At 35.3% G+C, this 19,164-nt stretch carries 18 protein-coding genes; 8 read left to right on the forward strand and 10 right to left on the reverse strand.

The window, feature by feature from the left end:
• The first annotated feature begins 48 nt into the window (after positions 1-48).
• The 3 genes from ACZZZI_RS02585 (at position 49) to ACZZZI_RS02595 (ending at position 2,790) form a co-directional block, all read left to right on the forward strand.
• Complete coding sequence (locus ACZZZI_RS02585) at positions 49-777, forward strand: DUF4397 domain-containing protein (protein WP_344764633.1); 729 nt, start codon at positions 49-51, stop codon at positions 775-777.
• Between the two features lie 134 nt (positions 778-911).
• Positions 912-1,496 (forward strand): RNA polymerase sigma factor, encoded by a 585-nt coding sequence (locus tag ACZZZI_RS02590; RefSeq protein ID WP_463488506.1) that lies wholly within the window; start codon positions 912-914, stop codon positions 1,494-1,496.
• Positions 1,489-2,790, forward strand: a complete 1,302-nt coding sequence (locus ACZZZI_RS02595; protein WP_463488507.1) for a hypothetical protein — start codon at positions 1,489-1,491, stop codon at positions 2,788-2,790. The genes ACZZZI_RS02590 and ACZZZI_RS02595 overlap by 8 nt, the downstream gene beginning before the upstream one ends.
• Here ACZZZI_RS02595 and ACZZZI_RS02600 read toward each other — a convergent pair.
• From ACZZZI_RS02600 to ACZZZI_RS02610, 3 genes are all read right to left on the reverse strand, one after another.
• On the reverse strand, positions 2,787-3,365 hold the full coding sequence (locus ACZZZI_RS02600) for a peroxiredoxin family protein (protein WP_463488508.1): 579 nt from the start codon (positions 3,363-3,365) through the stop codon (positions 2,787-2,789). The two genes, ACZZZI_RS02595 and ACZZZI_RS02600, sit on opposite strands and share 4 nt — an antisense overlap.
• A 167-nt stretch (positions 3,366-3,532) precedes the next feature.
• Entirely contained in the window at positions 3,533-4,039 is a 507-nt protein-coding gene (locus ACZZZI_RS02605) for an FKBP-type peptidyl-prolyl cis-trans isomerase (protein WP_316759108.1), read from the reverse strand.
• A 703-nt stretch (positions 4,040-4,742) separates the two neighbouring features.
• Positions 4,743-6,764 carry a thioredoxin domain-containing protein gene (locus ACZZZI_RS02610; protein ID WP_463488509.1) on the reverse strand — a complete coding sequence of 674 codons (2,022 nt, stop codon included), beginning with the start codon at positions 6,762-6,764 and terminating at the stop codon, positions 4,743-4,745.
• 218 nt (positions 6,765-6,982) lie between these two features.
• Here ACZZZI_RS02610 and ACZZZI_RS02615 point away from each other — a divergent pair, with 218 nt between their 5' ends.
• On the forward strand, positions 6,983-8,080 hold the full coding sequence (locus ACZZZI_RS02615) for a mandelate racemase/muconate lactonizing enzyme family protein (RefSeq protein ID WP_344764645.1): 1,098 nt from the start codon (positions 6,983-6,985) through the stop codon (positions 8,078-8,080).
• Positions 8,081-8,202: 122 nt separating this feature from the next.
• On the opposite strand, the gene ACZZZI_RS02620 is transcribed toward ACZZZI_RS02615, so the two are convergent.
• The 4 genes from ACZZZI_RS02620 to ACZZZI_RS02635 all read right to left on the reverse strand — a co-directional run bounded on the left by ACZZZI_RS02620 (position 8,203) and on the right by ACZZZI_RS02635 (position 10,936).
• Positions 8,203-9,069, reverse strand: coding sequence for a glycoside hydrolase family 25 protein (locus ACZZZI_RS02620; RefSeq protein ID WP_316759115.1), 867 nt, complete (start codon positions 9,067-9,069; stop codon positions 8,203-8,205).
• Positions 9,070-9,132: 63 nt separating this feature from the next.
• Positions 9,133-9,936, reverse strand: coding sequence for a helix-turn-helix domain-containing protein (locus ACZZZI_RS02625; protein WP_463488510.1), 804 nt, complete (start codon positions 9,934-9,936; stop codon positions 9,133-9,135).
• A 5-nt stretch (positions 9,937-9,941) separates the two neighbouring features.
• Complete coding sequence (locus ACZZZI_RS02630) at positions 9,942-10,205, reverse strand: hypothetical protein (protein WP_463488511.1); 264 nt, start codon at positions 10,203-10,205, stop codon at positions 9,942-9,944.
• A gap of 47 nt (positions 10,206-10,252) precedes the next feature.
• Positions 10,253-10,936: an NAD-dependent epimerase/dehydratase family protein gene (locus tag ACZZZI_RS02635; protein WP_463488512.1), complete on the reverse strand. Its 684-nt coding sequence runs from the start codon at positions 10,934-10,936 to the stop codon at positions 10,253-10,255.
• A 478-nt stretch (positions 10,937-11,414) separates the two neighbouring features.
• Here ACZZZI_RS02635 and ACZZZI_RS02640 point away from each other — a divergent pair, with 478 nt between their 5' ends.
• Positions 11,415-12,641 (forward strand): MFS transporter, encoded by a 1,227-nt coding sequence (locus ACZZZI_RS02640; protein WP_463488513.1) that lies wholly within the window; start codon positions 11,415-11,417, stop codon positions 12,639-12,641.
• A 42-nt stretch (positions 12,642-12,683) separates the two neighbouring features.
• Here ACZZZI_RS02640 and ACZZZI_RS02645 read toward each other — a convergent pair whose 3' ends face one another.
• Entirely contained in the window at positions 12,684-13,664 is a 981-nt protein-coding gene (locus tag ACZZZI_RS02645; protein ID WP_463488514.1) for a glycoside hydrolase family 43 protein, read from the reverse strand.
• 196 nt (positions 13,665-13,860) lie between these two features.
• Positions 13,861-15,231: a dipeptidase gene (locus ACZZZI_RS02650; protein WP_463488515.1), complete on the reverse strand. Its 1,371-nt coding sequence runs from the start codon at positions 15,229-15,231 to the stop codon at positions 13,861-13,863.
• A gap of 259 nt (positions 15,232-15,490) precedes the next feature.
• Here ACZZZI_RS02650 and ACZZZI_RS02655 point away from each other — a divergent pair, with 259 nt between their 5' ends.
• From ACZZZI_RS02655 to ACZZZI_RS02665, 3 genes are read left to right on the forward strand one after another with little or no spacing between them, the layout of a single operon-like run.
• The gene (locus ACZZZI_RS02655) at positions 15,491-16,462 is read left to right on the forward strand and encodes an SGNH/GDSL hydrolase family protein (protein ID WP_316759134.1); all 972 of its coding nucleotides are present in this window, start codon (positions 15,491-15,493) and stop codon (positions 16,460-16,462) included.
• A gap of 54 nt (positions 16,463-16,516) precedes the next feature.
• Positions 16,517-17,062 (forward strand): PH domain-containing protein, encoded by a 546-nt coding sequence (locus tag ACZZZI_RS02660; RefSeq protein ID WP_344764665.1) that lies wholly within the window; start codon positions 16,517-16,519, stop codon positions 17,060-17,062.
• Entirely contained in the window at positions 17,062-18,567 is a 1,506-nt protein-coding gene (locus tag ACZZZI_RS02665; RefSeq protein WP_463488516.1) for a PH domain-containing protein, read from the forward strand. The genes ACZZZI_RS02660 and ACZZZI_RS02665 overlap by 1 nt, the downstream gene beginning before the upstream one ends.
• A 155-nt stretch (positions 18,568-18,722) precedes the next feature.
• Here the strand turns inward: ACZZZI_RS02665 and ACZZZI_RS02670 are convergent, their stop codons facing one another.
• Positions 18,723-19,046, reverse strand: a complete 324-nt coding sequence (locus ACZZZI_RS02670) for a DUF493 family protein (RefSeq protein ID WP_316759141.1) — start codon at positions 19,044-19,046, stop codon at positions 18,723-18,725.
• Positions 19,047-19,164 lie beyond the last annotated feature (118 nt).

The raw sequence follows: 19,164 nt of genomic DNA on the forward strand, positions 1-19,164 counted from the left end.
TTAATGGCCATTAACCAATTTTATTAAAAATTGATTTAAAACATTAAAATGAAAACTACTCTGAAAAAATTCGGTACAATTAAGATTATATTCTCTCTACTTGCTTTAACTATATTTATATCTGCCTGTAAAAAAGATTGGGGCGATTCGAACTCCGTTACCGTCGCAGGCATTGGCTTTGTACACGCATCACCAGGAACTGGCGCTTTGGATTTGGTTGTAGATAACCAGAAGGTTAACAGTAAAGATTTTACTTATACCAACGATTTAGGTTACTTTGGTGCATACCCTGGAACAAGGTTGTTTGGTGTCGTTAAAAAAGATTCTACAAGGTACCTTGCTACCTCGAGCTTAACGTTACGCTCTGGTTTATTTTACTCGGCTTTTGTTATTGATGTTTTACCAGCTCCGAAAATTTTATTGGTAGAAGATGATTTGAAAGCACCCGAAACGGATAAAGCTAAAATTCGTTTCATTAATTTGAGCCCAGCTTCTACTCCTTTCGATTTAGAAGTGAGTAATACCGACCCTGCAGCGCTTACCGCTCCGTACCTGTTAACAACTAATAAAGCATTTAAAGATTTTAGTGCTTTTGCTTCTATCAATCCATCAATTAGCTATAATTTTGCATTGAAAGAAACAGGTTCTGCGGCTACTGTTGCAACTATATCTAATGTTAAAATAGAAAAAGGAAAAATTTATACCATTTGGGCAAAAGGCCTGAAAGCGGCAACCGATAGTACAAAACTATCTATAGGCATAATGACTAATAAATAACACCTACATATGAAACGAAAATTAACATCATCCTAATTCTAAAAAAAGGATGGTGTTATTTTCATTAATTTTGAAACCAGAATGCCATACAGGCAATGTTACATAAAAGCTACTCTTAATTAAGTTCTTACAGGTTGATCAAAAAAATACTCACTATTGAGGAAATAATAAAAGGCTGCAAAAAGAACGATAACAGCTGTAAGGAAATGATGTATAAATCATTTTACGGCTATTTAATGGGTATTATTTTAAGGTATGTAAACAACAGTTACGACGGCGAAGAGCTTGTAAATGACTGTTTTATAAAGATTTTTAAGAATATAGAAAGTTTCCAACCGCCAAGTAATTCAGTCGAATTACAAAAAACATTTAAGGGTTGGATAGCCAGAATTGCATCTCGAACGGCAATAGATAAACTTCGCACATTAAAGAACCAATCCTATGTTGATGATTTATCGGAAGCTGAACATCCTGTAAGCAACGTTTCAGTAACCTCCGATTTGCACGTTCAGGATATTTTAAAACTATTAAATGATTTGCCAGAAACACACCGGCTAGTATTTAACCTTTATGAAATTGAAGGCTTTGCGCACGATGAGATATCGAAGATGATGAATATACCCGAGAGTTCGAGCAGAGTTTACTTAACAAGAGCAAAAAACAAGCTTCGAACGCTGTATTTAAAAACAATGGTTAATTCGTATGAGAAAAATGGATAAAGAATTAATTGACCAGATTAAAGATAATCTTCATGCACATGAAGAAGCTTACACGCCTGGAGCGTGGGAGCGCTTTGCTGTGCAAGAAGAAAAGAAAAAAAGAGGCTTTATTTACTGGCCTCTATGGTCTGCTGCTGCCATTATTTTAATTGCTGGCGGTTTATTTTTCTTTAGAAACGAGGAGCAAAATCAAACCAAAATAGTTGTAAATAAACCCATAAAAGCTACTGAAAATTCGAAAGCAACAATACAGAAAAACAAACCGAAACCAGTAAATACTGAAAACAAAGTATCAAAATTAAATCCTTTAACTCACGAAAAAGCGATTGTTCCAAATAATTATGGTTCAAATCAACTTGCATCAGTTTCTCCAATAGAAAAAACGAACTTGACTGAAATTAACGCATCTAATTTGCCTTATGCTCAAGTCGAAAATACGTCTTCGGCCGTCATTTCAATCGATTTGAAAAATCAGCCTACACTATTAAACACAATCAAATCAGAAAGAATAGCCCAAAATTTATCGGGCAAGAATATCGAATTTGTACCAGAGAAGAAAAAACCATCGTCGGCTAAAATTACATTCGAACAAATACTTGCAGCCGATAGCCATAATAACAAATTAGCAAAAACAGAGAAAGATAAAGGTGCTGATAAATGGGAACCTGGAGTTTTTGTAGCCCCTGCAATGGGAAATGATAATAAGGTAAATATGAACTATGGCTTTTCGCTATCTTATAGCTTGGCTAAAAAATTATCGATTAGTTCTGGCATTGCCTACACGGCTTTAAGTGGTAAAAATGATTTATCAAATGTTTATTCGGGAGCAATGAATTCGCCTGCATCATCTCAATCTTTATCTACAGACAGCAAAAGCTTAGAATCTGTTGATGCTAGAGTTCGAGGAATAAACATTCCGTTAGAACTGAAATACAATATTAGCGATAAAATTTATACAGGAATTGGCGTTTCGGCACTGGCCATTTTAAATAACAGACAAGAAAACAATTACATCGTAAGCCAGACACAAAATACAACCGTTGTAAATTCGATGGGCTTCTCAGAACAGAAAATGTTAGTGGTAACTGGAAGAGTTTCAGAAGCACAAAAAGAATCAGTTGCAGCCCCAGACAAGTATTTAGGTTTCTATAATTTTTCTTTGGGATATAAACAGAAAATATCACCAAAGAAAAATATAGCGGTTGAGCCTTTTTTAAGAGTACCAATGAAAAACTTTTCAAAGGATAACTTAAACCTTACCAATGGCGGTTTAAGATTAAAGCTCGATTTTTAAAGTATAGCAGCCAATTCTTTTACTGATGCCCTTTTTTTATAATCTTTATCAAATTGTACAAATTTAATCCGGCCATTTTTACCAATTATGTACGTTGCAGGAACTGGTAAAACTGCATCGAGTGCGCCGTTATTTTTAGCAACATCAATGCCATAGCCTTTGTATTTTGAAACAAGGCCCTCCTCCATCACAAAATCAACCTTATAAGCTTTCATAATTTTATATCCTTTATCAGATATAAGAGAAAAAGAAGCTTTCGTTTTGTCTTTTGTTTTAGTAATAGATTCATCACTTTCTGGAGTTACACCAAGTACATAAGCACCTTTTGCACTTAAGCTCGTTAACGAATCTTGCAAATCTTTAATGTGTTTATTGCAATAAGGGCACCATTGACCACGATAGAAGAATAGTACAACACTTTTGTTCGTCTTCAACAACTCTTTCAGGTTAATTTCTCTGCCTTCACTATTTTTGGCAATAAATTCGGGCGCTTTATCGCCAACTTTTAAACCAGTTTGTGCCTGTAAACTGTAAGAAAAAAGTAACGCAAAAAGCGAAAGGATTAAGGTTTTCATTTTGATTAATTTAATTTATAAATGTAGTTTAAACTTTTAGTCGTTCATAACTCCATTACCTTACAGTTAAATATTAAAAAAAATCAGCAAAAATAAAAGCCCCGAATAAATTCAGGGCTTTTTATGATATATGTAATCAGCTGAAACTGATCGATTCGAATTGTAAATTAGTGACCTGAATGACCATCGGCACCGTGAGCGTGACCATGAGCCAATTCGTCTTGTGTAGCTTCGCGAACACTTAAAATGGTACCAGCAAACACTAAGTTTTTACCAGCCATTGGGTGATTTAAATCTACAGCAACTGTTTCATCGTGTACAGCAGTTACGCCAGCTCTGAATTGGTTACCGTTGTTATCTTGTAAAGGAATAACATCTCCCACAGCTGGAACTTCACCGCCTGCATCAGTAAACATAGATTTTGGAAGGTCTGCAAAAGCACCTGGATCAATTTCTCCATAACCATCAACAGCCGATAATTCAAAGCCATATTCATCACCAGTTTTTAAACCAGTTAAATGTTCTTCGAATTTAGGCAACATCATGCCAACGCCATATAAAAATACTAAAGGATTTTGCTCATCAGCTTTTTCAACAAAAACTTGTTGTCCTTCTTCGTTAGTAGTATGTAATTCGTAAGTTAACGATACTACAGAGTTTGGTGAAATATTCATTTAAATTAATTTTTTGTAAATACTTTAATGCTTCCTCAACAGTTATAACCCGCAACTGGCATAATTATTTTGGCAAATGTTTATTAAACTGATTAAGCCTTTTAAATATTGCGTGGCAAAGATAAGTTAATTATTTACCTAACAAAAAAGATGCGCCTTTTGTTCAGAAAAGAACAAAACTATGATAAAATTCCATGATCAATCACTTTGGTATTATATCTAAGGGTTGTTTGGGAAAGGGGTCTAAATTTTCTTTTGTCTTAAAGAAGCTAGGTTTAAGCCGAACAAACGAAGCACTCGCTGATCGTTAAACACTAAAATCACTTCGTGCTAAAAAAAGAAGGTGCAAAGCTTATCACAACCCTGCACCTTGAAACAAACTAATTTACGAAGTACATCCATACTTCTATTACTTAAATTTAATATACTATTAACACCCTTTACAGATAAAGGTTTTACAAAAAAGTACTCCTATTTGGTTTGTTTAAACAAAAAGCAGCTACAAATTTAATGTAGCTGCTCTTAATTTTTTTCGGTAGATGTTTGAGGTTTAATCTAAACTAGACATCAGTTAATGCCAGATGTCCGAATTTTTAACTTCCATTAAGCCCATTTGTTTTAGATAATCCATAGAAATTGACTTTAATCAAATAGAAAGCGTTATATCAAAAAAAAATGATTTAAATCATCTTCAATAACTCCTCTATTGGATATGCTCCAATGCTTCCTCAACAGTTTTAACTGGAAGCTGGCATACCTTATTTCGGCAAACATAAACCTTGGTTTCATTACTTTGTTTACCTGTTAACAACGGCAAACTACTCTCTGTGCCACCTAATATAATTTTATTTGGAATGTAGTGATTATTCAACTCCAACTTAATTACATCGGTTTCTAATCCTGTTATAGCGATCTCATTAATTCCATAAACTTCGTTAAGCAATAGAATGGCCCAGTTCGAATAGGCAGAGCCATAACTTTTTATCATTGGATATACCGCAGCAAGCATTTCTGACGATTTTGCTCTATAACTTTCTAAATCAAAAAGTAAACCCAGTTTTTTCAAATTTAAAGCCATTGTAGAATTTGCCGCTGGAATTACATTATCCATTACTTCGTGCTTTCGGGCAATTAAATCTTCACTTTCGGCCGAAGTATAAAAAAACATCGGTGAATCGGTATCTGTAAAATTGGTTAAAACATAATCTGCTAGTGATTTCGCCTCCATTAACCATTTTTCATCGAAATCATATTCATAAAGTACAATTAAGGCTTCGATAAAGAAGGCGTAATCATCTAAAAATGCAGTAATTGAAGCCTTGCCATTTTTAAAATTACGATATAAGCCTCCATTTTTAGATTTTAAGTTTAACAGCATAAAACTGGCCGCTGCTGCTGCTTTTTTATAATATAAATCATGACTCAAAATTTGGCTAGCATCGGCCAAGGCCTTAATCATCAATCCATTCCAGGCGGTTAAACATTTATCATCCAGTCCAGGTCTAATGCGTTTACTTCTTACCTCCAGCAATTTTATTTTTGCTTGTTTTACCTTATCTAAAAGCGTTTCAGCATCAAGATTGTATTTTTCTATTAAAACATCATCACTAATTGTTTTACGTAAAATATTAGTCTGCTCCTCTTCCCAGTTTCCATCTTCGGTAATATTGAAGTAGGCGCCAATCAATGCTGCATCCTCCCCTAAAATCGCATTAAATTCTTCCTGATCCCAAACATAAAATTTACCTTCTACACCTTCACTGTCTGCATCAAGCGCCGAATAAAACAAGCCATCATTCGATGTCATTTCATTAAATACCCAGTCTATCGTTTCTACTGCAGTTTGTTTAAAAGAATCGAATTTTGTGCATTGGTAAGCCTCGATATATAGGCTAATCAATTGGGCATTGTCATAGAGCATCTTTTCGAAATGCGGAACATGCCATTGATCATCGACAGAATAACGGGCAAAACCACCACCAATCTGGTCGTAAATTCCGCCACGACTCATTTCCTCAAGTGTATGGCAAACGGCCGTAAAAACAGATTCATCATCACTCAAAAAACCATAACGAAGCAAGAAAACCCAGTTATTTGGCAAAGGAAATTTCGGAGCACGGTTATAGCCGCCATATCCAATATCGAAATGTCGCTTCCAGGGCTCGATAATTTCTGTTAAATGTTCATTAGTATAAGTTTCCAGGCTAACCGATGGAATTATTTTTTCGCTATCGCGGATACCTGAAGTTAAACGCTCTGCATATTGAGTAGCCTTATCTGGTTCGTTTGCCCACAAACCTGCAACATTTTCTAAAATATTAATCCAGTCGTCTTTTTTAAAGTATGTACCGCCATAAATCGGTCGCTGATCGGGTAAACAAATGCAATTTAATGGCCAGCCACCACTTCCAGTCATTAACTGAATAGCATACATATAAATCTGATCAATATCAGGTCGCTCCTCCCGATCCACTTTTATACAGATAAAATGTCGGTTCATCACTTCGGCAACCTCATGATTTTCGAAACTTTCGCGTTCCATAACGTGGCACCAATGGCAGGCCGAATAACCAATACTTACCAAAATCAATTTATTTTCTGCTTTAGCTTTTTCTAATGCCTCAGTGCTCCACTCGTGCCATTGCACAGGATTGTAAGCATGTTGCAACAGATAAGGAGATGAAGCGTTAATTAGGTTATTGGGCTCAGAATTAGTGTTTGACATGGCTTTTTGGATATGAGAATTGAAACTGTAAAGCTATTAATTATCTACAAACCTGTTCGGTTTTAGTTTTTGTTTTTATACTTTAGTTTAATATTTATAGATTAATTATTATGGTTCTTTAGCATCACTAAATTTGTAATACCTAGTATCGACTAACAAATTTGTCTATCTATATTAAACACCTCAACTTTTAATCTTCAACCTAAAACCTTTAAAACATGAAAATCACACACACTGAAATATATCGCTTTAGCATCCCAATGGAACCATTTGTAATTGCAACTGGTACTATGCACTTTGCTCAGAATGTGTTGATTAGAATTTATACGGATGCAGGTATACATGGTATTGGCGAATGCTCCGCCTTCCCAATGATTGTTGGTGAAACGCAGGAAACCTGTATAGCAATGGCTAAAGATTTTGCTGCCATTTTGAAGGGAAAGAATCCTTTAGATATTCCTGAAAGAATGAATGATTTATTAGGTTATGCCGACCACAACAGCACAATAAAAAGTGCTTTTGATATGGCTTTATTCGACATTGCCGCTAAAGATGCGGGGTTACCACTCTATAAATTTTTAGGTGGTACTAAGCGGACCATAGAAACCGACATGACAATCGGTATCGATACCCCAGAAGGAATGGCTAAAACTGCTTTAAAATACCAGAGTCAGGGTTGCAGAATTATAAAAATTAAACTCGGAAAAAAGGTAAACGATGATATCGAGCGTGTAAAACATATCCGCGAAGCAGTTGGTGAAGAAATGATTTTGCGATTAGATGCAAACCAGGGTTGGAGTTTTGATAATGCTTTATTCGCTTTAGGAGAATTGGAAAAATACAACATTGAGTTTTGCGAACAACCCATGCGCACCTGGTACGATGATAAATTGCCCGAATTGAATGTAAATTCTCCGATCAAACTAATGGCCGATGAAAGTTGTTATAATCACCACGACGCCAGGAAGTTAATTAACAGTCAATCTACCACGTATTTAAACATTAAATTTTCAAAATCGGGTGGAATTTTAGAAGCACAAAAAATCCATGAAGAAGCTTTGCAGACTGGTGTTAAATGCATGATTGGAAGTATGCTGGAAAGTAGAATTGCCCTAAGTGCAAATTTACATTTTGCATTAGCCAGTCCAAATGTAGAATTTTTCGACTTAGATACAGCCCTGTTAGGTCATTTAGCAGATCCTTGCGTTGGTGGACTAACCTATAATGGCTATTTTCTTGATGTTTCTGATGAAATTGGTATCGGTGCAGAAGCAGATGAATTTTTCTTGGAAAAATGTGAAAGCTGGACTATTTAACTCCCTAATCTCTTAGGGGGAAAGCACCGGTCAATTAAAAAAAGTTTAAAGTTTATTTAAGAAGTTTAACACGCTAAAAAATTATATAAAAGCATTTGCAGGGCAAAGACCCCTTGCGGATATTATTTTACAACCATCTCCGCCAAGGCCGTACTATCCCCATTAAAAGCATTAAAATCTACAATATGACCAATACCATTAATTTTTGCTTTATCAGAATGTTGCCAAAACTTCCATCGATCTTTAGATAAGCGTAATTTTGGTTGATAGTAATGCGCAATCCACAGCGGATAATCGTCAAAATTTCCATCTAAATAATCTTCGTAAAACTTCAAACCTGTATAAATAATAGGTCTTACTTTAGTTTTCATTTCTACATAATTCAGAAAATCAGACAGTTCCGCCCTCATTTTGAGAGGAGAAACCCCATCAAGCGTTTCAATATCTACAACAGGAGGCAAATCACCCTTTTCAATATTAACAACTTGTAAAAAAAACTTTGCTTGTGTTTTACCATCACGTTTGGGTCTGAAAAAATGATAAGCACCACAAATAATTCCAGCTTTTGGAGCCTCACGCCAGTTGCGTTGAAAATAAGGATCGACTAACAAAATACCTTCCGTGGCTTTAATGAAAGCAAAGCGAATGCTTACTTCGTCCTCTTTCATATTTTTAACCTTCTGCCAGTTAATTTTACCCTGATAATAAGAAACATCAATGCCATGTATCGAATATTTCTTTGGTATTTTAATGTTAAAACTTTCGTAAGTGCGGTAGTTCGGGTCTTGCCCCCAATCCTTAATCCATCGCCAGGTAGATACAAAGCCATTAACAATGTAACCATAGTAAAACGGAGAAAGCAAAATTAAAAGCAGACCAGCAATAGCTACTTTCCACTGTGTAGGAAAAGGTTTCGACTTTTTATTTCTTGGTGTTGCTTTTCGTGTTACAGTTTTTTTAGCAACAGGTTTTCGTTTCTCTGGCGGCATAGCATATTTGATTCTGCTAAGTTGAGGAAAATGAAGGGAAATAAAAAAACGAAAAAACTGCAGCTAAGATGTTTTTTTTGTATCGTTCGTTCTTTCTCTTGGCGATATCCCAAATTCCCTTTTAAAAGCAAAATAAAAATGCGATAAATCTTCAAAGCCCAAATCAATATAAATATCGGCAGGCTTTAACGTTTTTTCTTCGATGAGAAACCGAGCTTCCTGTAAACGTCGTTTTATCAACCAACGATTGGGTGTTTCATTAAAAATGGTTTTAAAATCTCTTTTAAATGTTGATAAACTTCGTCCTGTTAGAAACGCAAAACGTTCTATATTTACATTGAACTTATAATTTTGTTGCATAAATTTTTCCAAATCCAATCTTCCAGGAAGGCCAAAATCAAACAAAATATCTGATAATTCTGGTTGAAGTTGTAGTAGAATGAGTAATAATTCTTCTCTTTTAATATCTGAGAATGTTGAACTGATATTTCCAGAATTATTATAATAGGGCTCTAATGACAACAAAAAACTATTGATTAAATCATCTTTTTTCAACTTAATAAAAGCATCCTTTGAGATGAAATTTTTAAATAAAATCGAATACTTTTTCTGAAATATCTTTAAAAATGTTTCATCGAAAAAAATGATAACTTTCTCGAATTCGTTGTTATTTTTTACTTTGTTGTAACGAGCCAAACGGTTTTTACGAACGAGACAACTTTCACCCTGCTTCAACACATAATGTTTGTTGCCATCGTAACCATTCATCGTTCCCTGAGCCAGAAAAAGAAAAAAATGCCCGGCTATAAATTGCTCTGCCGAGAGAGCTGGACCAATAATGCAGGATTTTATTTCCGTTATTTTCATCTGTTCTACATTAATATATCTCCAACAGGCAGAATAGGTTGTGGCACATCCGTTTCGCCCAGCATTTGCAATAGATCTATTTCAATGGTACGGCAAATAGAAAGCATTGGCACATCGTTGTAAGAGCATTCAAATGGATTTTCGCTATAGTCGCCCACCAATTCCAAGCTTACGTAAACCCAACCTAAAACCACTACCAGTGGCACCGATATCCAAATGCCCATGTCTCCTAATTTTGAAAATTCGCCCATAAGACAGAAGGGCAACATAATGATAAAGATGCAAACAAATACAAAACTTAAATTGGCATATAAGTCTAGGCAATGGAATTTTTTTGATGCGTTCCGCTTTGCATATTTTTTGAAAGGTCAAAAATATCGTCTGCTTCCAAAATTTGCTTACTATAACCTTCTGATACAGCATTAATCATTGCCTTTCCTACTTCAGAAAGTTTCAATGTTTTAGCAGATAAAAATGGCGACATTAATGGGCCCAATATTTTGTAAATGGTCTTCACATTTTTTTGTCCTTTGGTTCCAGTCATTATCGCTGGGCGAAAATTGTACTGACCTTTAAATGGCAATTTCATCAAAGCATTTTCGGTTCTGCCTTTCACCCTTGCCCACATTACTTTTCCATTTTCAGAGCTGTCTGTACGGTTGCCAGAAACGTAAATGAAAGTCATTTCTGAATTGATTTTTGACAATGCCTTGGCAAACGGAAGGGCAAAATCATAGGTTTTCCTCGTAAAGCTTTCCTCATTTTCGCCAACAGAACTTACACCTGCGCAAAAAAAGCAACCATCATAATTTTTGAGTAGGTCTGAATGGTTTTTGATTTCGGAAAAATCTTTTAGAACTAATTGTTTCAGTTTCGAATGTTCTAAATCGTAATTTCTTCTTCCGATGATGAGCACTTCTGTCACTACACGATTTTCCAGACATTCGAATAAAACGCCTTCGCCTACCATTCCTGTTGCGCCTGTTAATATTACTTTCATTTTTTTAAGGTTTTAATGGTACAAACTTCAATAATGAAAGATAATATTCTTTTGTTGACAAGTCCAGATTTATTTGTTGAGAAGTTCAGGTAAACTGAATTTATTTTGCCTTTAACTGGCCGCTAGAAACTCTGGTGATTTTTTTGCTTTGAACAATTATGCGACAGCTCTGCGAATCCTCAAATCCCAATTCAATAACAATATTACTAATGCTAATTCGTCACCTTCTTTATATGTTTACAATTTTTAAATCGATTAAGCTATTTGCAGTCGCAAAAATAGCTTCCTCATTGGTTCTTGGTTGCGAGTCCAAAAGAAATTTCTTAAGAAGTAGGTTTAACTAATTATTCAAGATAAAAGATAGAACTTACAAACCATATTACCCTACACCTTAAATCAGCATCGCTGATAAAGAATGGCTATTAAAACCGCTATAGATTAGCTGATAATTTCTACTTTTGCATTACCAGATAAATCCATGTTCAAACTCATATTAAACACCTACAAAACATCATTCAGTGGCCTGAGCAGAGAAACCTGGTTATTAAGTATTGTGATGATGTTTAACAGATGCGGCAGTATGGCAGTTCCATTTATGGGTTTGTATGTTACCCAAAGCCTGCACAGAAGCGAAATGGATGCAGGTTTAATCATTACCTTATTTGGTGTAGGCTCAATTTTGGGCTCGGCAACTGGCGGGAAACTCACAGATATAATTGGTTTCAGGCCAGTACAAATTCTATCGTCGATTATTGGTGGCTTACTTTTTATATTATTCTCCACCATTACGCATTTTTCTACGCTATGCATTTTAGCTGTGGTAATCAGCTTTTTTTCTGAAGCTTTTCGCCCTGCCAATTTCACAGCGGTGGCACATTATGCAAAGGAAAATACCATAACACGATCTTATTCATTAAACCGGTTGGCTGTAAATATTGGCTGGTCAGCTGGCATAAGTATGGCGGGCATCATTGCGTCGATCAACTATAAACTCTTATTTATTGTAGAAGGTTCGGTGAGTATTTTAGTGAGCATTTCGATTTTATTATTATTACCTAAAGTACAAGACTTTATAAAAAAAGCGAAGGAAAACCGCAGCACAATGGTTATTTTGAAGCCCTGGCAAGATGCCTTTTATGTAAAATTTATTCTTTTAACCACCTTATTCATAACCTGTGCTTTCTTAATGTTTAGAGTTGTTCCAGTGTTTTTTAAAGAAGAATGGCATATTGACGAATTTGCGATCGGGATTATTATCGGTATAAATGGTGCAATTATCGCCCTGTTCGAAATGATTATGATTAATAAAATAGAGAAGAAAAAATCGCCCATGTTTTTCATCATCATCGGATCGGTTTTCTTTGCAGTATCTTATTTATTGCTAAGCGCACCGATTATTTTTCATGTATTAACAGCTGTATTAACAATCGTAATTTTCACTGTTGGAGAAATGTTTGTGCTACCATTTATAAATACCGTTGTTATTAGCAGAAGTAACGAACATAACCGTGGCTTATATGCGGCTGGTTATACTTTAAGCTGGTCATGTGCGCAGGTTGTTGGTCCTTTAGCTGGCTTTTTTATTGCCAAACACTTAGGCTACAACTGGCTTTGGTTTGGCTTGGCTTGCATACTTTTACTTTGTGCCTATGGCTTTAGCATCCTGGATAAGAAACAGGAAAAAGCCATTCTAAATGCAGATTAGTTTTCCGTTTTCAACCGAATAGCTGAAAACGGAAAACAGCAACTATTTAAGTTTTTCGGCTTTAACTCCCTCGTTCGTAATTTTTACAGGAAGAATGTTTCCGTTAGTATCGAAATTCATTTCATCTATGCAGGTAACACGATGATTGCCATCGGTATCGCCAATTGGTCTGCGGTGGTAAACAATATAATACTTGTCTTTTTTCTTATTGATAATAACCGAATGGTGCCCTGCTCCTCTAGCAATAGTATCGTTTTGCTCTAAAATCTTACCTACCCGTTTAAATGGGCCAAATGGCGAATCGCCAACGGCATAAGCAACAGAATAATCAGGACCAGTCCAGCCACCTTCACTCCACATGAAATAGTATTTACCATTTTTGATAAACATATAAGGTCCTTCTACGTACTTGTCAGGTGTAATTTCTTTAAAAATTGTTCCATCATCAAAGGGCAAGAAACCTGTAAAATCCTTATTAAGCTTAGCAATGTTGCAATGTTTCCAACCACCATAAATTAGGTAGTACTGTCCGTCTTTGTCCTTAAATACAAACTGATCGATGGGTTGAGCCCCATTATGAAATTTATCTACCAAAGGTTTGCCTAAATGGTCTTTAAACGGCCCTTCAGGTTTATCAGCTACAGCTACCCCGATACCACCAACTTCTTTATCACTCTGGATATCATTCGCACCGAAAAACAAATAGTATTTTTTATCCTTTTCAACAATTGCAGGCGCCCACATTGCTTTGTTAGCCCATTTAACTGCAGAAGTATCTAAAACATGTGGATGTTTTTTCCATTTCACCAAATCATCAGATGAGAAAGCATCCAAGAAAACCTGTTCTTTATATTTGGAAGAATAGGTTGGGTATACCCAGTATTTATTATTGAAAACTGTAGCATCCGGATCAGCATACCAGCCCTGAAAGATAGGGTTTCCAGATTGATTAATCGTTTTAGTACTTTGAGCAAAAGAACTAAAAGCCGATAAAAGTAAAAGAGATGAGGTTATGTATTTCATGATGACAATTTATAAAAAAATCCCTTCAAAAAAAATAATGCTGGGATACCTAACTGCTTCGACTGCGATGTAAAGATTTTTAAAGATCAAAAATCTTTCCGCTACGTTCGATATGATGAGAACAAATAAAAAAATCCCTGCTATTTACAGGGATTTTTGAATTGTTGCAAATTACAACAACTGATGTATTAATAAATTACTTACTCAATTCAGCAAAATATTTATGGAATAAAGGTAAAGTTTCGATTCCTTTGTAATAGTTAAAGATATCGTATTTTTCATTTGGTGAGTGCAACGCATCGCTATCTAAACCAAAACCAAAAAGCACAGATTTAATGCCCAAAACATCTTCGAACAATGCAACGATCGGAATACTTCCGCCACCACGTGTTGGAATAGCCGTTTTACCAAAACTATCTTCAATAGCTTTTTCCGCAGCACGGTAAGCAACACTATCTGTTGGAGTTACTACAGGTTCGCCACCATGATGAGGTGTAACTTTTACTTTCACATTTTTAGGTGCAATGCCTTCAAAGTGTTTAGTAAAAATTTCTGCAATCTCCTCTGAACTTTGATTGGGAACCAAACGCATAGAAATTTTTGCATTTGCTTTGCTTGGCAATACTGTTTTAGCACCTTCGCCAATGTAACCACTCCAAATTCCGTTAACTTCTAAAGTCGGACGAGTACCAGTACGTTCTAACGTAGAATAACCTTTTTCACCCCAAACTTCTTCTATATTTAGGTCTTTTTTATATTCTTCCTCATCATAAGGAGCTGAATTTAAAGCTTTCTTCTCCTCATCTGTTAATTCGATAACCTTATCGTAAAAAGCAGGAATGGTAATATGGTTGTTCTCATCGTGTAACGAAGCAATCATTTTGCAAAGGATTGTTGCTGGGTTTGCCACTGCACCGCCGTAAACACCAGAGTGTAAATCACGGTTCGGACCAACAACTTCTACTTCCATGTAGGCTAAACCACGTAAACCTGTTTCAATTGATGGATGCTCCATACTGATCATCGAAGTATCTGAAATTAAAACTACATCAGCTTTCAAACGCTCTGCATTTGCTTTAACAAAAATACCAAGGTTAGCAGAACCAACTTCTTCCTCCCCCTCAATCATAAACTTTACATTGCACGCCAAAGTATTGGTTTCCATCATCAATTCGAATGCTTTAACATGCATATAAAACTGACCTTTATCATCGCAAGCACCACGAGCGTAGATTTTACCATCACGTATAGTTGGCTCAAAAGGTGGAGTATGCCAAAGCTCCAATGGATCTGCAGGTTGCACATCGTAGTGACCGTAGATTAAAACAGTTGGTAAAGAAGCATCTATAATTTTTTCGCCATAAACAATAGGATATCCTGCTGTTTCGCAAATTTCAACTTGATCCGCACCTGCATCTTTTAGCTTTTGCGCTACATAATCTGCAGTTTTTAAAACATCGCCTTTATATTTCGGGTCGGCACTAACCGATGGAAAGCGCAATAATTCAAACAGCTCATCTAAAAAACGTTGTTTGTGCGTTTCTACATAATTTTTAATCTCTTGCATAACAAAATTAGTTTGGGCAAATATAGGGTTTTAGTATATAAGCCTTGAAATTTTCGGCATAAATGAACACAAAATTACAGGAAACATTACCTAGAAAATGTTGTGATAGTAAAACTACAAGTTGTTCTTTTTTTGGTAAAATAATTTTATTGTTATTTATTTAGATAAATTGTTTTAACCGAACATTATTATTTCATTTTTTTGCTAAATTGCGCCCTTTAAACCCCTACATACAAACCTCAAAACAAGAAAGTTATAAATGAAATTAAGCGCAATTATACCGCATACCCTGCTGCTGTTTTCATTTTTAATGCCGCTAATTACGATGGCTCAAACTAACGTAAAAGTTAGTTGCCCTGAAGCGGCTCAGTATTATGCAAAGGATAGTATTAATATTGTAACTTTTGGAGCAAGCACTGTAGAAGGAGTAAAAGGTCTTGGTTTTCAAACCATGCTCGAATCCAATTTTTTAAATTGCTATGGCGGCAAGGTTGTGAACATCACAAATCAGGGTATTGGCGGACAAACCACCTTACAGGGCTTACTTAGAATTGATAAGGCTATACAAAACAGAACAGGCTTTATTGTAATTTCGATGGGTGTAAACGACGCCATAGCCATTGCTTCAGGAAAAGGAAGTGTTGCCGAAACTACCGCAAACATGAGGCTTCTGATTACGACCAGCCTTAAACAGAAACTCGTTCCTATATTATGCACATTACAAAATGTTGATGATAGAAATAATACACCTCTTGTAGCGGTTAACGTAAACATTAGAAACATTAATGCAGCATACAGAAAACTGGCCGCAGAGTATAAAATTTACCTCGCCGACGTAAACGCTGCTATGCGTAGAGATTTCTCCCTTTATCAGGATGCTTTTCATCCAAACGCGAGAGGTTACCGACTTATAAGCTATGTAATTTTCGACGCTATAAACAAGGCTATTTTCGATAGATTTCTGAAGTTTATTGTAACCCAGAACTACCCTAACCCAGCATCGGTGCAAACTTTTATTGATATTGTTCTTCCCGAATCGGATAAAGTAAATGTACAGATTTATGATATTATGGGGCGCTTGACTAAAACAGTTGTAAATGAATACTTAAACACAGGAAAACACACTTTCGACATTAATACAAGCAACTTCGTTCCTGGGGTTTATTTTTTCAAAATATCATCAGACTCTGGTCAGTATAATTCTGTGAAAAAGTTCATCGTATCAAGGTAACAAAAGATTTATTTGTTAGTCACATAGTGGATTAATAGTTTTATATCTTTAACCATGCCTACAGAAACTTTCACAAACGAAGCAATTGATATAGAAAAGCTTCCTAAATATGAAGAAATCCAACTAATCCAACCTCACTCCGATTATTGGAAAATCATTTGCATTAATCTTTTAACCGTGCTAGGCTTAGCTGCAATTGGTGCTACAATATTGATAATTTTTATTGATGAAATCAGACCAAATGCTTTGCTTATTATTGGTATATATTTTGTAATGGCAGTACTTCTTTTTCTACTATTCAGGGCAAGCTTTAAGAAACGTGGCTATGCTATTAGAACAAAAGATGTAATTTACAAAAGCGGAATTATAGCCGAATCTACAACGATTGTTCCTTTAAACAGAATTCAGCATATAGAGCTAAATGAAGGTTTATTATCCAGAATTTACAAATTAGGTTCTTTACAAATATTTACAGCTGGAGGCCAAAGCGGACATTTACATATTGCGGGAATACCAATTAACGAAGCAAAAAGTATTCGCGATTTACTTTTGAATAAACTCGAGCTGATTGAAAAACCGACAACTGAAATCGAACAATAATGAACAGCGACTTTAGTAAACCGCAAAGGCAATCGGCTTTTGGTATTATTGTAATGGCAGCCCATACCGCTTTTAAAATAGGTAGAGCCTTTGCATTTTTGATCGTTATTGCCCTTGTTAAATCTCAGGGTAATTACTTGTTATACATTTTATTGGCCCTGGCCTTAATGTTATTAGTTAGTTTCTTATTTGCTTATTTATGGTACATTAAGTTTACTTTCTTTTTAGATAAGGAAAAGCAGGAATTCGTAGTAAACAAGGGGATTTTTAATCGTGACCAGGTAACGATTAAACTCGATAAGATACAACAGGTTAACATTAATCAATCGATACTGCAAAAAATTATCGGCGTTTATGGCTTAAAAATAGATACTGCTGGTGCACACAGCGAAGAGGTAGATATTAAAGCAATTGACGAAACATCTGCATATAACTTAAAAGAGCATCTTTTAAACAGAAAAGCATTGGCTATTGATGACTTGGAAACCGCTGAACAGCATTCTTCGACTGCGGAAGTACCTTTATTGAAAATAAGCTCATGGACCTTACTTAAAGTTGGTTTAACCTCTAACTATGGGCAAAGCGTAGCTTTATTGGTTGCTTTCTTTTACACTATAATATATGAAGGCAGACAATTAATAGATGCTTTTCAAATTGATAAAGATGAAATACAAACTACGGTAACTGGCATGCTTACCATATTAACGGTTGCTATTTTAGTTGCTGCTCTTTTAATTACCTTACTAATTATTAACCTGGTTAGAACTTTTTATAAGTATTTCGAACTGGAAATTAGTGAGCACAAACATTCCCTGCTCCTATCATCAGGATTAATCGCTAAGAAAAACACTTTGGTAAGTCCAAAGAAAGTTCAAATTACCAAATACAGTCAGAATTATTTCCAAAAGAAACTAAACATGCTTAATCTTAGTTTAAAGCAGGCACATTTTGGTCAAAGTAAAAAAGGGCATGAAATGCATGGATCTACATTGGAAATTCCAGGTTGCAACCCAACAGAACGAGATGACTTACTGAAAATGATTTTAGGAAAAATCCCAGAACAAGGCAAAACGTTTATACCCGATTGGCGTTTCCTAAATTTGCCCATCTTCTTTAAATTGGTTTTACCTGTTGCTGTTTTTCTAGTTTTAGGATTTAATACACCAGAAGTGAAACCTTTTATTGGTTTTGCCTTTGCTTATTTTATTATTGGCGTTTTAATGATTTATATAAGCTATCGAAGGCATCGAATTTCCGTAAATCGCGATTTTATCATCAAGCAAAGTGGGATTTGGGACATTTCTAAGGAAATTGTTTCGCCAGTTAAGATACAAGCTATTACTACTTTTCAATATCCTTGGCATAAAAGTGTAGATGTTGGCCACCTTTGTTTGCATACTGCCGCTGGTCAAATTCATTTTAAATACGGCAATTACACTGAGATTAAGCAATTGGTTAACTATTGGTTATATCAGGTGGAAAGCGTTAATGAGGATTGGATGTAGTTGATGGTTTATTTCTTCGGAAATTACAAATACACGCAGCTGTTTCTGTGCAAATCATCTTCAATCTGCAGGCTGATTTAGTCAATAATATTTCCCGCAGATCAAAAAGATTAAAGCAGATTTTCTGCAAAATCACTTTCTTTCTGCGGGAAATTCTATAATGTCATAATTCCTTTGATGGTTGCTGTCTGTTTGTAGATTGCAATTACTTCATCAGCATTCTGCACATGCTTTTTAACAGTAATTGATACATATTTGCCTGTTTTAGATGGCTGTTCAAAAAACTCATCATTCGGCAAAACCTTTCTCAAATCCTCAATTTTATCAAGTCCACCAGTGATAATAAACTTAAAATGATACAAACCTGGAAACTTCTCAACGCTTTCTAGTTTCTCTTTAAGGTTGGCATAAATATCTGTACTGTTTCCCTCTGGGATATCTGTAAATTCTATGTTTTTATTTATTTTTTTATCTTCCATAGTAGCAATATATCAAATTCTATTCCTAAATAATTTAGGTGTAATTATGGCAGAAAAGCTATTTTTTCTTTAACCATTAAACGACTGAAGTTCGATACAAACTAGCAATGCTTTAATG

It is taken from the genome of Pedobacter sp. AC190 (assembly GCF_979258025.1).